General features: G+C 37.1%; 11 protein-coding genes. 9 read left to right on the top strand and 2 right to left on the bottom strand.

All coding sequences use genetic code 11. The features are described 5' to 3' along the window. Positions 1-41: 41 nt before the first annotated feature. The 5 genes from SBO79_RS08700 to SBO79_RS08680 all read left to right on the top strand — a co-directional run bounded on the left by SBO79_RS08700 (position 42) and on the right by SBO79_RS08680 (position 7078). Positions 42-1277 (top strand): GyrI-like domain-containing protein, encoded by a 1236-nt coding sequence (locus tag SBO79_RS08700; protein WP_318640029.1) that lies wholly within the window; start codon positions 42-44, stop codon positions 1275-1277. A 92-nt stretch (positions 1278-1369) separates the two neighbouring features. Continuing rightward, positions 1370-2572 (top strand): dermokine domain-containing protein, encoded by a 1203-nt coding sequence (locus SBO79_RS08695; RefSeq protein WP_318640028.1) that lies wholly within the window; start codon positions 1370-1372, stop codon positions 2570-2572. A 149-nt stretch (positions 2573-2721) separates the two neighbouring features. Next, positions 2722-4680, top strand: a complete 1959-nt coding sequence (locus SBO79_RS08690) for a KUP/HAK/KT family potassium transporter (protein ID WP_318640027.1) — start codon at positions 2722-2724, stop codon at positions 4678-4680. 85 nt (positions 4681-4765) lie between these two features. Then, a complete protein-coding gene (locus SBO79_RS08685) occupies positions 4766-5983 on the top strand; it encodes an RsmB/NOP family class I SAM-dependent RNA methyltransferase (RefSeq protein ID WP_318640026.1) in 1218 nt (405 codons plus the stop codon). Between the two features lie 3 nt (positions 5984-5986). Beyond that, positions 5987-7078 (top strand): endonuclease, encoded by a 1092-nt coding sequence (locus tag SBO79_RS08680; RefSeq protein WP_318640025.1) that lies wholly within the window; start codon positions 5987-5989, stop codon positions 7076-7078. Between the two features lie 990 nt (positions 7079-8068). On the opposite strand, the gene rho is transcribed toward SBO79_RS08680, so the two are convergent. After that, positions 8069-9802 (bottom strand): transcription termination factor Rho, encoded by a 1734-nt coding sequence (gene rho, locus SBO79_RS08675; protein ID WP_318640024.1) that lies wholly within the window; start codon positions 9800-9802, stop codon positions 8069-8071. Between the two features lie 185 nt (positions 9803-9987). On the opposite strand from rho, the gene SBO79_RS08670 reads away from it, so the two are divergent. Next, positions 9988-10398: a DUF4293 domain-containing protein gene (locus tag SBO79_RS08670; RefSeq protein WP_318640023.1), complete on the top strand. Its 411-nt coding sequence runs from the start codon at positions 9988-9990 to the stop codon at positions 10396-10398. Between the two features lie 58 nt (positions 10399-10456). Here SBO79_RS08670 and SBO79_RS08665 read toward each other — a convergent pair whose 3' ends face one another. After that, positions 10457-10954: a metallophosphoesterase family protein gene (locus SBO79_RS08665; RefSeq protein WP_318640022.1), complete on the bottom strand. Its 498-nt coding sequence runs from the start codon at positions 10952-10954 to the stop codon at positions 10457-10459. A gap of 138 nt (positions 10955-11092) precedes the next feature. Between SBO79_RS08665 and truA the strand changes: the two genes are divergently transcribed. The 3 genes from truA (at position 11093) to lpdA (ending at position 15374) form a co-directional block, all read left to right on the top strand. Further along, entirely contained in the window at positions 11093-11842 is a 750-nt protein-coding gene (gene truA, locus SBO79_RS08660; protein WP_318640021.1) for a tRNA pseudouridine(38-40) synthase TruA, read from the top strand. A gap of 104 nt (positions 11843-11946) precedes the next feature. Beyond that, positions 11947-13737: an ABC transporter ATP-binding protein gene (locus SBO79_RS08655; RefSeq protein WP_318640020.1), complete on the top strand. Its 1791-nt coding sequence runs from the start codon at positions 11947-11949 to the stop codon at positions 13735-13737. A 251-nt stretch (positions 13738-13988) separates the two neighbouring features. Further along, positions 13989-15374: a dihydrolipoyl dehydrogenase gene (gene lpdA / locus SBO79_RS08650; RefSeq protein ID WP_318640019.1), complete on the top strand. Its 1386-nt coding sequence runs from the start codon at positions 13989-13991 to the stop codon at positions 15372-15374. Positions 15375-15443: the final 69 nt, after the last annotated feature.

The following is a 15443-nucleotide window of genomic DNA, read 5'->3' as shown; positions in this document are numbered from 1 at the left end:
ATTATATTTTTAACTTTGCCCAAAAATAAACCGTCTCCTATATGAGGATTTTAAAATATATTTTTTTACTGATTTTATTGGTGGCTATTGCTTCAACTGTATTTATTGCCACTCAAAAAGGTGAGTATGAAGTGACTCGATCTAGATTAGTAAACGTTTCAGAAGCCATCGCTTATAATTACGTCAGCGATTATAGCAATTGGCCGCAGTGGATGATTTTTGAAGACGGAAAAGTTGATTATACATTTCCAACTTATTCTGGTGAAAATAATAACATCTTTAGGTGGAATGGGTCAGATAGTAGTGGGGAAGTTCAAACCATTTCAAAATCAGGAACAGATTCAATAACACAAAAGATGCTTTACGATGGAATTGCGTCAAATGTTGTATGGACCTTTAAAGATACTGTTGGCGGAACAAAAATCACTGTTACATCAAAAGGAAAGATGAATTTCATGAGTAAATTTAGAGCGCTAAGAAACGGAAGCGCTGATAAATTTGTTGGCTCCTTTTATGAAAATAGTTTAGCCAGTTTAGATAAAACATTAAAGCACGAGCTCAAAACGTTTAAAGTAAAAGTGGAAGGCGTCGTAGTGAAGTCTGCGAAATTCTTCATACAGCAGACAATTGTAAGTAAAGATTCTAAGATTATCAATAATAGTCGCATCATGCGTGCAAGATTGGAAGCATTTGCAAAAGAAAACAGCATTGTAGCAGATGGACAACCATTTGTTTTATATCATTATAGTGATGCATCAAAGAAAACGACAAAATTTAGCGTCTGCTATCCAGTAAAGAACGAAATATTCATTTCTGAGGGAAGCGATATGTCATCAGGACACTACGAGTCTTTTCGAGCAGTAAAAACTACTTTAACGGGAAACTATACTCATCTTGAAGAAGCTTGGCTGAAAACTGTTGAGTATTTAAATACAAATAAACTTACACAGAAAGCGACTTTACCGCGATTGGAACTATACAAGATTGGAAAAGAAAAATTCTCAAGTCCTACACAATGGGTCACCGAATTATATTTACCTATTGAAGAAGCTTCGATTATTTCAGAAACTACAGTGCCAGCCACAACATCTTCTACCTACCAATCCACGACACCTGTTACCCCCACTCCGGCGCCGGCGCCGGTGTCTGCTCTACCTAAAACAAAAGCTGTTTCTCCTGCCGTTAAACCGAGCGAAAACAAAACAATTTCCTCCCCTCCTCCGGTTAAACAACCTAAGAAAGAACCTGAAAATCCTATGAATGAGTTCGACCTATAATGTAATTTATTGATTTATAACGTCTTATAATTTAATTATATTTCTTGGCACAGTAATTGAATTTCAGTTTTCGAATCTAATAAATAAAGATTATGAAAACCAAAATTACCATCGCCATACTCTCACTACTGATCACTGTAGGTGCATTTGCACAGGGTAAGAATGCTGTTTATGCTGCAACTTCTGATATCAGTGACAACTTGGATTTAAAAGCGGTTGCTTCCATTTTTGGAGACTCAAAGGATCTTGCAGATTTTGAGTACCGACTGAACGACCCTAATCTACAAATCTCTAATCTTGACTTAAACAATGATAATATGGTTGATTATCTCAGGGTTATTGAGATGGTCCAAAACAATACACATTTAGTTGTTTTACAAGCTGTTTTACAGCAGGACGTGTACCAAGATGTTGCAACGATAGCTATTAGCAAAAAGAAAAATAGAAAAGTTCATGTTCAGGTAATTGGTGATCCTTACATGTATGGCTCAAATTATATTTACGAACCTGTATATTTTGTTACACCACCGCTTTATACTAATTTCTGGATTTCAAATTATCGTCCATACCGTTCTTATTATGGATGGAATCATTATCCGAAATTTTATACCTCGTGGAATCCTTATGCATATGGTCATTATTATCAAAATATATATGTTCATATAAATCACAACAATTATTACAATTATACATCCAATATTTATAATCCTAACGCAAATAATTATTATCGTAAGTATCGAAACAATGCTTATGAGCAAAAATACCCTAATCGCAATTTTGCACATAGAACAAGTCAAACTAATAGATATGAGTATGACAGAATTCAGAAAGAAAGTGGAAGAAGTCCACAGGCGACAGCTGGATTACGTCCCTCTTCCAAGAACCATGACGAAGTTAAAACTGCCACTGTAGTGAGACCTACAATTTCTAATGGCACTAGATCGAATTCTTCTGTTAGACCACTAAATTCTAATGCTATTAGACCAAAAAACACAGTTAATGCTACTACAAGACCTGCCACTAGTAGCAGTACTAGACCGGTTTCTAACAATACAGCGAGACCTACCACTACTACAAACGGAAGGCAAGCAACAACTGCGAGCGCGTCATACAGATCACAAAATGCAACAAGCAGCAGGCCAACTAATTCTGCTACACAAAGAGGTTCAGCAAGTTCGACAAGATCAGCTGCGGCAACTCAAATTTCACAGCAACGAGGAGTAAATAATTCTGCAAGATCTTCACAACCAAATTCAGACGTAAAAAGAACTACGACAACTCGCTCTAACAGATAGATTTACATCACGAGAAAATAATTAAAGCCTCATAATATGTGAGGCTTTTTATATGGTATTAGCATTTAAAATAATGATTTGCAAATTGATTATAAGATATAAAAATAGCATAGCTTTGTACTCTTTTTTATATCAGTAAAAATAGTTAAATGTCGAACAGCAAAAATCTTCATAGCAAGTTATCCACGGGAGGATTACTAATAACCTTGGGAATTATATTCGGAGACATCGGTACTTCTCCGCTCTACGTTATGAAGGCAATTATTGGAGATCATGCTATAGATGCGATGGTCGTTCTTGGAGGAGTTTCCGCCGTTTTTTGGACTCTAACATTGCAAACCACCGTTAAGTATGTAATCATAACACTCAACGCCGATAACCATGGCGAGGGAGGGATTTTTGCTTTATACGCATTAGTCAAACGCACAAAAGTTAAATGGTTGATGATTCCCGCCATCATTGGTGGTAGTGCACTTATAGCTGATGGTATCATAACACCCCCTATTTCTATTACCTCTGCTGTCGAAGGAATTCGAACTTTTTATCCAGATATTGCCATTGTACCTATCGTAATTGCGATTTTGATTTTTCTCTTTACAATTCAGCAATTTGGAAGTAAACTTGTGGGTAAATTCTTTGCGCCAATGATGCTAATCTGGTTTAGTATGCTTGCTGTACTTGGCGTAATGCAAATAACCGGAAATCTCTATGTCCTTAAAGCACTAAATCCTTACTATGCTTTTCATCTTTTAAGTATTCACCCAGAGGGATTTTACGTTCTCGGATTCGTTTTTCTTTGTACCACTGGAGCAGAAGCTCTCTACTCAGACATGGGACATTGTGGCCGAAAAAATATCAGAATTAGCTGGATTTTTGTAAAAATTGCTCTTGTGCTAAATTACTTTGGACAAGCAGCATATTTAATGCAGCATCAAGGTCAAACATTGAGTCAACTGGGAGGTTCTTTTGGTAATCCGTTCTACCTGATAATGGCAGACTGGTTTAAGCCTTTCGGAATTGCAATTGCAACATTAGCCGCAGTAATAGCTTCACAAGCATTAATATCTGGCTCATTTACATTGATAAATGAAGCAATGAAATTAAATTTCTGGCCTAAAGTAAAAATTAAATATCCCACCGAGCTAAAGGGTCAGTTGTACATTCCTTCTATTAACTGGCTTCTTTTTGCTGGCTGTATTATGGTTGTTTTACATTTTGAAGAATCTAGTAATATGGAAGCTGCCTACGGTCTAGCCATCGTACTATGCATGGTAATGACGACGATTTTGCTAAATTATTACTTAATTGTAAAAAGGGTGTCGATGTTTTTTATCGTTCCCTTAATATTTGTATATCTTACTATCGAATTTAGTTTCCTTTGGGCCAACCTTACCAAATTCTCTCACGGAGGTTACGTAACAATATTTATTGCTGCAATTTTAATTGGAATAATGTTTATCTGGTTTGAAGCTAAAAAAATTAGTAAAAACTACACCAATTTTGTCAAAGTAGAAGATTACAAACAAGTACTTGCAGCCTTAACAATGGATTTAGCTATTCCTAAATATGCAACCCACCTTGTATATATGACAAGTGCAAGTCGCACAGATGAAGTTGAAGAAAAGGTAATGCTTTCAATTCTACATAAACGTCCAAAAAGAGCCGATATTTATTGGTTTATCCATGTAAATATCCTAAATGAACCTTACAAATCCGAATATAAAGTAACTAATATTGTTAACGAAGATATGTACCGAGTTGACTTTAACTTAGGATTTAGAGAAGCAACTAAAATTAATTTATTATTTAAAGAAGTTCTTACTGATATGGTGAAAAATGGTGAAGTCGATATTACTAGTCGATATGAATCACTAAATCGCAATAAAGTAATTGGAGATTTTAGGTTTGTCCTATTTGAAAAGTTCTTGTCTAATGATAGTTTTTTACGCTTCCACGAAAAGGTTATTATGCATACCTATTTCTTAATAAAAAAATTCTCTTTATCAGAAGAAAAAGCATTTGGTCTAGATAGTAGCTCCGTAAAAGTTGAAAAATATCCAATGGTGCTTCATGCCCCAGAGAAAATTGATCTTACTAGAATATATTAGAAAAATAAATGGTAAATCATATAGCAGAATGGAATCTCCACTCGCTGAAAAAAATGTGATACCTTTGCCCCTCAATTAATAAAAAATGAGATTACACAGAAACTTAGTTTATACAACAATCGATTCACTTAATGCAATTTTCAATGAAGGCGAATATGCCGACAAGGTTGTTGCCCGAGCACTTAAAAAAGACAAACGTTGGGGAAGCTCCGACAGAAAATTTGTTGCAGAGACTATATACGAAGTTGTACGTTGGAAACGACTTTACGCCGAAATTGCCGAGGTACGTGCCCCATACAACCGAGAGAATATTTGGAGAATGTTTGCCGTTTGGGCAGTTCTTCGAGGCTACCCTATTCCAGATTGGAAACAATTAGAGGGAACTCCAGAAAGGAAAATTAAAGGACGTTTTGACGAACTGTCAAAAATCCGAACAATGCGCGAATCTATTCCAGATTGGATGGACGAAGTTGGCGTTGCTGAATTGGGTGAAGAAGTGTGGACCAAAGAGATTGCAGCTCAAAATCAACCAGCAAAAGTTATTTTGAGAGTAAATACACTCAAATGCACAAGAGAAAAGCTTCGTGCTATCCTGATGGATTTGGACATTCATACAGATACGCTACCAGATCAACCAGATGCTTTAGTGCTAAGAGAACGTGCCAATGTCTTTATGACCGACGCTTTTAGAGAAGGATTTTTCGAAGTTCAAGATGCAAATTCACAGCTAGTCGCTGCCTTTCTAGATGTAAAACCAGGGATGAGAGTTGTTGATACCTGCGCAGGTGCTGGTGGAAAATCACTCCATATCGCAGCATTGATGGAAAACAAAGGCCAACTTATCGCAATGGATTTATACGAAAGTAAATTAAAGCAACTTAAACTTCGTGCAAAAAGAGATGGTGCTTTTAACATAGAATATCGTATTATTGACAGCACAAAAATCATCAAAAAATTGCATGAAAGAGCTGATAGAGTTTTAATTGATGCTCCTTGTAGTGGTTTGGGAGTTCTTAAAAGAAATCCTGATGCCAAGTGGAAGTTGCAACCCGAATTTATAGATAATATACGTGCAGTACAGGCAGATATTTTAGAGCGTTACTCAAAAATTGTCAAGCCCGGTGGCAAATTGGTATATGCTACTTGCTCTATATTGCCTTCAGAAAATCAGGAACAGATAGAAAAGTTCTTAAAGACAGAAAGTGGACAAGAATTTAAATTCGTGGAAGACAGAAAGATTTTGGCCTCTGAGTCAGGTTTTGATGGGTTTTATATGGCATTGATGGAACGTAAAGAAAATTAATTTATGAAAAAAACTTTTACCCTTTGGGCTTCCTTTATGGTTGCTGCAGTATTTGCTCAAGATGGTGCTCCTGCCGCCCCATATTATAATGGTTTTAATTTTGTTCAAACTGGAACTAGCCTAAAAGCTGCATTAGCAACAAAACTTACCGCCACTCACACCAATATATTAACATACGCCGAAGCAGAGAAAGCTATTCAGGTTACCGATTTGGATCCAGAAGACACTTCAAATCAAAACCTTTTGCTCCTATATGGCTTTAGCGCTAATATGTGTCCGGCATCCCCAGGAGACGACAACGATCATAGAAGAAGAAATAAAAATAGCGACGGTGGTGGCGCAGTTTGCGAGTGGAATAGAGAGCATACTTACGCGAGATCACTAGGAACTCCAAATCTTTCTTCAACCGCGGCCAACTCTGATGTGCATCACCTGCGTGCATGTGACGTGCAGCGAAATGGTCAAAGAGACAATTTAAAATTCGGTCCAGGATCTGGGAATTCAAAAATTGTCTCATCACTATGGTATCCCGGAGACGAGTGGAAAGGCGATGTCGCGCGAATGATGATGTATATGTATCTACGCTATGGAAGCCAATGCCTGCCTAGTGGAGTGGCAGTTGGAACTTCAAATACGTTGGATGCCAGCATGATCAACCTACTTCTTCAGTGGAATGCCGAAGATCCAGTGTCGCAATATGAAGACAATAGGAATACTTATCTGTCCAATACCAGCAATCAATACGGGCAAGGAAATAGAAATCCTTTTATCGATAATCCATATTTGGCAACAATGATTTGGGGTGGCCCAATGGCTCAAAATCGTTGGCCTGCATTGGCTGTTTCCCAATTTGATTTGCTAGCATCTGTGTCTGTATATCCAAATCCAAGTTACGATCACAATATCAATATTACGACCGAAGCTCCATTAGAAACTATCGAATTGGTTACCATCAACGGTCAGTTAATGCAGAAAATTTCTAAACCTTCATCAGTAAATAATACCTACTCAATTCAGGATTTGCCAAGTGGTTTCTATTTTTTGAAGTTGACTTCTGACAACAAAACGATTACCAAAAAAGTTTTAATCAACTAATTCTGACCTTATAATATTTCCAAAACCCGAATACTTTTAATAAGTACTTCGGGTTTTTTTTAGGGCGAGCCCACCGCCAGGAGATTTTCGGTAAAATTCAAAATTTCGTATGGCGGTGGTCAGGCTGTCCGGTCCCAATCTTTTCTGGCAAGTCCTCGCTCCGCGGGACTTCCCAGAAAAGGATTTCCCCTACCATCCTTCTCGCAAACGTTCATTTAACGAAGAAAATTTCGACTTTCCAGAGGTCGCAGCATTCCCTATAAAACAATAGTTGAATCTTCCTTGAAATAGAGCGGATTTATAATCCGTCCCCCGCAAACTAACCACATAAAACTTAGTTATGAATGAAATTTAACAGCAATGCTCGCGATAGCGCGGATTTATAATCCGTGCCCGCAAACTATGTAAATTGAACTTAATTATAAATGATATTTAGCAGCAATACCTCGATAGCGCGGATTTGCAATCCGTGTCCGCAGTCTTAGAAATTCTAAAAATCACTATAATTTCAATCTGCGTTACTACTTCGACAGAAACCAAATTCCAACGCTTCACTTGACAGAATAGGATAAATGCAAAATTTAAAAATAATTCATCTACATAAATTCTTTCCGCGAAAGCCAAAAAAATACACCAACATAAAACCCGATACCCGATAGCGCGGATTTATAATCCGTGCCCGCAAACTATCCACATTAAACTTAATTATAAATGATATTTAGCAGCAGTAATTCAACTGAAAGCAAAAAACCCGATAGTGCGGATTTGCAATCCGTGCCCGCAGTCTTGGAAGTTCTAAAAATCACTATAATTTCAATCTGCGATACTACTTCGACAGAAATCAAATTCGAACGCTTCACTTGACAGAATACGATAAATGCAAAATTTAAAAATAATTCGTCTACATAAATTCTTTCGGCGAAAGCCAAAAAATGCACCAACAAAAAAGCCACTAGAAATTAGTGGCTTTTTATAAATATATTTAAAAGTTTAATCATTCATCGAAATCAGAAACTCTGCATTGTTTTTTGTCTTTTTAAAACGGTCATTAATAAAGTCCATCGCCTCTACAGGATTCATATCTGAAAGGTATTTTCTCATAATCCACATACGCTGAATTGTCTGCGCATCAAGCAAAAGATCGTCACGACGCGTGCTTGAAGATGTAAGATCGATTGCTGGGAAAATACGACGATTGGCAATTTTTCGATCCAATTGAAGCTCCATATTACCCGTACCTTTAAACTCTTCGAAGATAACTTCGTCCATTTTTGAACCAGTTTCGGTAAGCGCCGTCGCGATAATACTAAGCGATCCGCCGTTTTCAACATTACGAGCAGCTCCAAAGAATCTCTTAGGTTTTTGTAGCGCATTTGCATCCACACCACCACTCAAAACCTTTCCAGAAGCGGGCTGGACTGTGTTGTATGCACGAGCAAGACGCGTAATAGAATCTAGTAAAATCACTACATCGTGACCGCATTCTACCAATCTCTTGGCTTTTTCAAGAACAATATTGGCAATTTTTACGTGCTCTTGCGGCTCTCGGTCAAATGTTGAAGCAATTACTTCTCCACGAACATTTCGCTGCATATCGGTAACCTCTTCCGGACGCTCGTCAATAAGCAAAACAATCAAGTAAACTTCAGGGTGATTTGCCGCAATTGCATTGGCAATATCCTTTAGCAACATCGTTTTACCCGTTTTTGGCTGCGCCACAATCATTCCTCTTTGTCCCTTCCCAATTGGCGAGAACAAATCGATAATTCTTGTTGAAATGGTACTTTGTCTTTCGGCAAGGTTGAATTTCTCAGATGGAAAAATTGGTGTTAGGTGCTCAAAAGAAACACGATCGCGAACAACTTGTGGATCGTGTCCGTTGATTTTTAGAACTTTTACAAGAGGAAAGAATTTCTCTCCTTCTTTTGGAGGTCTTACCACACCTTTTACAGTGTCTCCGGTTTTAAGTCCAAAAAGTCTAATTTGTGAGGTTGAAAGGTAAATATCATCTGGCGAGGCAAGATAATTGTAATCTGAAGATCTCAAGAAACCATAGCCATCAGCCATCATTTCTAAAACTCCTTCGCTTTCTATTATTCCGTCAAATTCAAAATCAGCATCTTTATAATTGTTCTTTTTGCCTTTGAAATTCGGATTGTTTTGATTTGCCTTATCATTCGGACGAATAGCATCTTTTTGACTTGCTTTGTGCTGCGGATGCTGATGCTGAGGTTTTTCTCTTTGTTCTTGCTGCGGAGCTTCTTGAGAAACTGAGTCTGGAGCGTTGCTATCACTCTTTTTACCTTGCACTTCAGAAGTAATCTGGGTTCGCTCAGTTTGATTCTCTCTAATGGGATCTGCTTGGATTGCTTTCTTAAATTTAATAAGTTTTCCAATTTTTTCCTTTATCACGGGAAGCATTTCAGCAGTTTCAGTAGTTACTTTGGCACTGTCTTCAACCGTTTCATTACCACGTTCAGATCGATCTGCAGTAATGGCTGGAGATTTTTCATTTTGAACTCTAGCTCGTTTCTGCTTTGGTGCCTCTTCTGTCGCTATAGATTTTGGCTCCGAAACTCCTGTTTCTGGATTGGCGGCTTGGAAGTCAAGAATCTGATAAACCAGAGTTTCTTTCTTGACGCCGGCATATTTAATTTTTTTTGCTTTTGCAATTTCTTGAAGCTCAGGAAGCTTCATTTCTTTTAATACAGAAATGTCAAACATGTAATGTTCTTGAGTTAGTTGTGAAGTAATTTACTAAAATTGGATAGAGTAATTTTGTTGTATTTAGCTACTGTCGAAGAATGAAGTACTTACGACTTTATTATGCAATAATACGAAAAAACATTTACGATACAATAGTTTATGTAAAAAAGAAAATATATTTTTGTGTCTTTAAATTACAAAACATGCTTCAACGTATTCAGACAGTGTACCTATTTATAGCCTTTATTTTTATGGCAATAGTTCCGTTTTTGACGCCGTTATGGGTATTAAAAGATTCAGGTGATTTCTACTTTATGCAAGATCAGATTTATACCGTGTTATTCGGTTTGGGATCAGCATTAATTGTATGGAGTATATTGACCTATAAAAAAAGACAACAACAGTTTGTAGTAAACCGAGTTGTGATAATTTTGAATTTAATTTTATTGGGATTGTTTGTATATCGTTTTCTAAATGTATCTGGAGAGGCGGAAGTTTCTGAGAAAGGTATTGGGATGTTTCTACCTATTGTTTCTATCGTGATGTTGGTTTTGGCCAACAAAGCCATCAAAAAGGATGAAGATCTCGTAAAATCAGTAGACAGATTGAGGTAGTCCTATAATCTTAGTTTATTAGTGCGAAGAGAAGCCCGAACAAATGTTCGGGCTTTTTTTATGCTTTTTTAGGATACTCAATTATTTCTAAATCTTTAATATTCTCACCATCAATATTAAAACGTAGCATAGTCCGCACTTGATGAAAACCACTAATACCTGCAGCACCGGGATTTAGATGCAAGAGATTATTCTTTTTATCAAAAATCACTTTCAGAATATGCGAATGTCCGCAAATAAATAGTTTTGGAGGATTGTTTGCCATTTCTTCTTTTATAGCTGGACTATATTTTCCTGGATATCCGCCAATATGAGTAATCCAAACATCAACTCCTTCGCACATAAAACGATTGTTCAGCGGGAAAGTTAACCTTGCCAGGTGATCATCAATATTGCCATAAACAGCGCGAAGTGGTTTTATCTTCGCCAATGCATCGGTAACAGCAAGATTCCCAATATCTCCAGCATGCCATACTTCGTCTACCGTTTTTGCATAAGCGATAATATTATCATCTATATATGAATGTGTGTCGGAAAGAAGTAAAATACGAGTCATGGAGAGGTTTTTAAAGAATACTTTCGGTAAAATTACTAAAATTCAACCGTCTTTAAATTAACATTTTGTTGCAATTCGTCATTTCAAACCTCCTCAAATTATAAGTATCTTTGCATCAGTCAAAAAAAAAAGTTGCGATTGAGGTATTTTTTAAAATTTTCGTACAAGGGAACTGCTTATCACGGTTGGCAAATACAGCCTAATGCCCTAAGTGTTCAAGAAACTTTGCAAAAGGCTATGCACACGATTTTGCGTAAAGAAATATCTGTAGTTGCTGCAGGGCGCACAGATACTGGCGTTCATGCACAAGTTATGTATGCACATTTTGAAATAGAAATGCTGCCGTATGAAGTTGATATATGTATTTTTAAACTCAATTCCCTGTTACCAAAAGATATTGCCGTTATAGATATTTTGCCAGTAGCACAAGATGCGCACGCCCGCTTTGACGCAAAGAAAAGAACGTACGAATATCTGATAAATCAGCATAAAAATCCTTTTTATATCGAGGGAAGTTGGTATTTCCGACATACTTTAGATTTGGAGTTAATGAATAAGGCGGCAGAAATTTTATTACAAAAAACTGATTTCGAGAGTTTTTCGAAAGTCCATACTGAGGTTAATAACTTTCGTTGTAAAATCACAAAAGCGGTTTGGGAAAGAAATGAGAATTCCCTTATTTTTACCATAAGCGCCGATCGTTTTTTGCGAAATATGGTGCGAGCAATTGTTGGGACATTAATAAATGTTGGAACAAACAAAATAACATTGGAAGAATTTGAATTTATAATTGATAGTAAAAAGCGATCCGAAGCCGGGTTCTCGGTCCCCGCTCACGGTTTGTATCTTACAGAAGTTGAGTACGATTACATTTCTAATTCCAATTGATTAGATTTCTATTCGTAGAACGAATTTTTTACTTTGAAAAAGAATTATAGATTTTGAAAATACACCCATAGCGAGCAAAACAAATAGCTCCTTAAAAATTTTAAATGAAAGCAAAAGCATTCGATACTGGCCTCTTCAAAAGGATCTTAAAATTCACAAAACCCTATCAAGGACGGTTTAATGGTGTGATTGCATTTGCTATTTCACTATCGGTTTTTGCGGCTTTACGTCCTTATTTGCTTAAGCAAACGGTTGATGGATATCTGCAAACCGACGATAAAGGCGGACTTTTGATGTACGTTGTTTTAATGGGGATTGTCCTAATTCTAGAGGTTTTATCCCAATTTTTCTTCGTCTATTGGGCAAACTGGCTCGGCCAAGATATCGTAAAAGATATCCGAATAAAGATGTTTGGTCACATTTTGCACTTCCGAATGAAATATTTTGACAATGCACCAGTCGGTCAGCTTGTAACTCGCGCGGTGAGTGATATTGAAGCAATTGCAAGGATTTTCAGTCAAGGACTTTTTATGATTCTGAGTGACTTGATGAAGATGGCGGTGATTTTACTTTTTATGTTTTACATGAACTGGAAATTAACTTGGATCGTTGTAATAGCAATGCCAGTACTACTGATCATTACCAGAGTTTTTCAGCGAAAAATGCAAGTCGCATTTGAGGAAGTTCGAAATCAAGTTTCCAACCTTAATACATTTGTTCAGGAAAGAGTTACGGGAATGAAAATCGTTCAACTCTTTAACCGTGAAAACATTGAAGCTGAAAAGTTTGCAAAGATAAATGCCAAACATAAAGACGCTTGGGTAAAAACAATTTGGTATAACTCCGTTTTCTTTCCGATCGCCGATATTATTACCTCGCTAACCCTTGGTTTTGTGGTTTGGTACGGCGGGATCAAAATTATGGGCGGAGACAATACAACTACTTTTGGAGATTTATTTTCCTACACCATGTTTATCGGAATGCTATTCAATCCGCTTCGTCAAATTGCGGATAAATTCAATGAGATGCAGATGGGAATGATTGCTGCCAACAGGGTTTTTGCCATTTTGGACACTGAAGATCAAACTCAAGTTGACGGTACAATCGAAGCTAAAAACTTTACTGGAAAGATTGAATTTAAAGATGTTCACTTTGCTTATATTCCAAATGAGGAAGTTATTAAAGGTATAAATCTGGATATTGAACCGGGTCAGACTGTTGCAATAGTTGGTTCGACCGGCGCCGGAAAATCGACAATTATCAATCTTTTAAACCGCTTTTACGAAATCAAAAGCGGCTCAATTTGCATCGATGGAGTAGATATAAACCACTATACATTAGACTCTTTAAGAAGTGAAATTGCCGTTGTTTTGCAAGATGTTTTCTTGTTTGCAGATACGATTATGAATAATATTATGCTCAAAAATCCTAATGTGAGTCGCGAGGATGTGATCACTGCGGCAAAGGTTATTGGAGTACACGAATTTATTATGGACCTGCCAAATGGTTATGATTATAACGTAAAAGAGCGCGGCGCGATGTTGTCTTCGGGACAGCGTCAACTAATTGCATTTTTACGCGCTTACGTGAGCAATCCAGGGATTTTGATTCTTGACGAAGCGACTTCTTCTATCGATTCTTATTCTGAAGAGTTGATTCAGAAAGCTACTGAAACTGTGACAAAAGATCGAACTTCAATCGTTATTGCCCATAGGCTAGCTACAATTATGAATGCTGACAAAATTGTGGTGATGGAAAAAGGGAAGATTGTCGAGCAAGGTACTCACGAGGAACTTCTACTAAAAGACAAAGGTTTTTACCAGCATTTGTACAATTCACAATTTCTCACAGAACAAGAAATTAGCGTCGAAGCAACAGAAGACGATTTTATATAATACATTATTTTTGGGCGCGACCCTTTGGGTCAGGCCATCCACTATATCCCCGATAACCATCGGGGGATGCCGCTACTGTCCTTCGCGCAGACTTTCAGTAAAATTTCAGCAGTAGATTCCAATTCAAAAGAGTAGATAATCGCCGCCGAAATTCCTATTTTAATATATATTCCTTAATTTCGCAGACAGAATTTTCGCGCTAAGCGATTTCTTTACAAATTAGATATTTTTCAACAATAATAAATCATACGATGAAATACGACATCATTATTTTAGGAAGTGGTCCTGGTGGATATGTAGCAGCAATTAGAGCTTCTCAATTAGGTAAAAAAGTTGCCATTATCGAGAAGGAAAGTCTTGGTGGAATCTGCTTAAATTGGGGTTGTATTCCAACCAAAGCACTACTTAAATCGGCGCAGGTTTTTGATTACCTAAAACATGCTTCAGATTACGGATTGACTATTTCTGAATTTGACAAAGATTTTTCGGCTGTTGTAGGTCGTTCTAGAGATGTTGCAGACGGAATGAGCAAAGGAGTTCAATTCTTAATGAAAAAGAACAAAATTGATGTCATTAATGGTTTTGGAACTTTAAAAGCTGGAAAGAAAGTTTCTGTAAAAACTGAAGAAGGAACTACAGAATATTCTGCAGACCATATTATCATTGCTACTGGAGCTCGCTCTCGCGAATTGCCAAATATTCCACAAGATGGAAAAAAAGTAATCGGATACCGTCAAGCAATGACCTTGCCTACTCAACCTAAATCTATGATCGTAGTTGGATCTGGAGCTATTGGAGTTGAATTTGCACATTTCTATAATTCAATGAGAACAGAAGTTACTATTGTTGAATATATGCCACTTATCGTTCCTGTCGAAGATGAAGATATTTCTAAACAAATGGAAAAATCTATGAAAAAAGCTGGTGTCAAAATTATGACAAATGCTTCAGTAGAATCAATCGATACTACTGGCGAAGGCGTAAAAGCTACGGTAAAAACTGCCAAAGGTGAAGTGGTTATCGAAGCGGACATTTTGCTTTCAGCAGTTGGAATTAAAACAAATATCGAAAATATCGGACTTGAAGAAGTTGGTATTGCTACAGATAGAGACAAAATATTGGTAAACGAATTCTACCAAACAAATATCCCAGGATATTACGCAATTGGAGATGTTGTTGCAGGACAAGCACTTGCTCACGTTGCTTCTGCTGAAGGAATTGCTTGTGTTGAAAAAATTGCAGGTCTTGCCGTTGATGCTATTGACTATGGAAATGTCCCTGGATGTACCTATGCTACTCCAGAAATCGCATCTGTTGGTATGACTGAAAAGCAAGCTAAAGAAGCTGGTTTCGAATTAAAGATTGGTAAATTCCCATTTACAGCTTCAGGAAAAGCCAAAGCAGCTGGAACTCCGGACGGTTTTGTAAAAGTAATCTTTGACGCAAAATACGGCGAATGGTTAGGTTGTCATATGATTGGTGCAGGTGTTACGGATATGATTGCTGAAGCAGTTGTAGGTAGAAAACTTGAAACAACAGGACACGAAATCCTTAAAGCAATTCACCCACACCCAACAATGAGTGAGGCGGTAATGGAAGCAGTTGCTGCAGCTTACGGAGAAGTAATTCACTTATAGGTTTTAAAAATATATTTTATAAAAAGGTTTGTGTCATTTTTTGAGTGACACGAACCTTTTTTTTTGATT

Origin of the sequence: Flavobacterium ardleyense, assembly GCF_033547075.1 — a bacterium.
GTDB classification, from domain to species: Bacteria; Bacteroidota; Bacteroidia; order Flavobacteriales; family Flavobacteriaceae; genus Flavobacterium; species Flavobacterium ardleyense_A.
Note: the sequence above shows the minus strand (reverse complement) of the source record. Positions and strands in the feature narration are given on the sequence as shown.

Excerpts from the sequence above, each read along its gene's own strand:
- SBO79_RS08700 (WP_318640029.1), top strand. The coding sequence starts at position 42 with ATGAGGATTTTAAAATATATTTTTTTACTGATTTTATTGGTGGCTATT.
- SBO79_RS08695 (WP_318640028.1), top strand. The coding sequence starts at position 1,370 with ATGAAAACCAAAATTACCATCGCCATACTCTCACTACTGATCACTGTA.
- SBO79_RS08690 (WP_318640027.1), top strand. The coding sequence starts at position 2,722 with ATGTCGAACAGCAAAAATCTTCATAGCAAGTTATCCACGGGAGGATTA.
- SBO79_RS08685 (WP_318640026.1), top strand. The coding sequence starts at position 4,766 with ATGAGATTACACAGAAACTTAGTTTATACAACAATCGATTCACTTAAT.
- SBO79_RS08680 (WP_318640025.1), top strand. The coding sequence starts at position 5,987 with ATGAAAAAAACTTTTACCCTTTGGGCTTCCTTTATGGTTGCTGCAGTA.
- rho (WP_318640024.1), bottom strand. The coding sequence starts at position 9,802 with ATGTTTGACATTTCTGTATTAAAAGAAATGAAGCTTCCTGAGCTTCAA.
- SBO79_RS08670 (WP_318640023.1), top strand. The coding sequence starts at position 9,988 with ATGCTTCAACGTATTCAGACAGTGTACCTATTTATAGCCTTTATTTTT.
- SBO79_RS08665 (WP_318640022.1), bottom strand. The coding sequence starts at position 10,954 with ATGACTCGTATTTTACTTCTTTCCGACACACATTCATATATAGATGAT.
- SBO79_RS08655 (WP_318640020.1), top strand. The coding sequence starts at position 11,947 with ATGAAAGCAAAAGCATTCGATACTGGCCTCTTCAAAAGGATCTTAAAA.
- lpdA (WP_318640019.1), top strand. The coding sequence starts at position 13,989 with ATGAAATACGACATCATTATTTTAGGAAGTGGTCCTGGTGGATATGTA.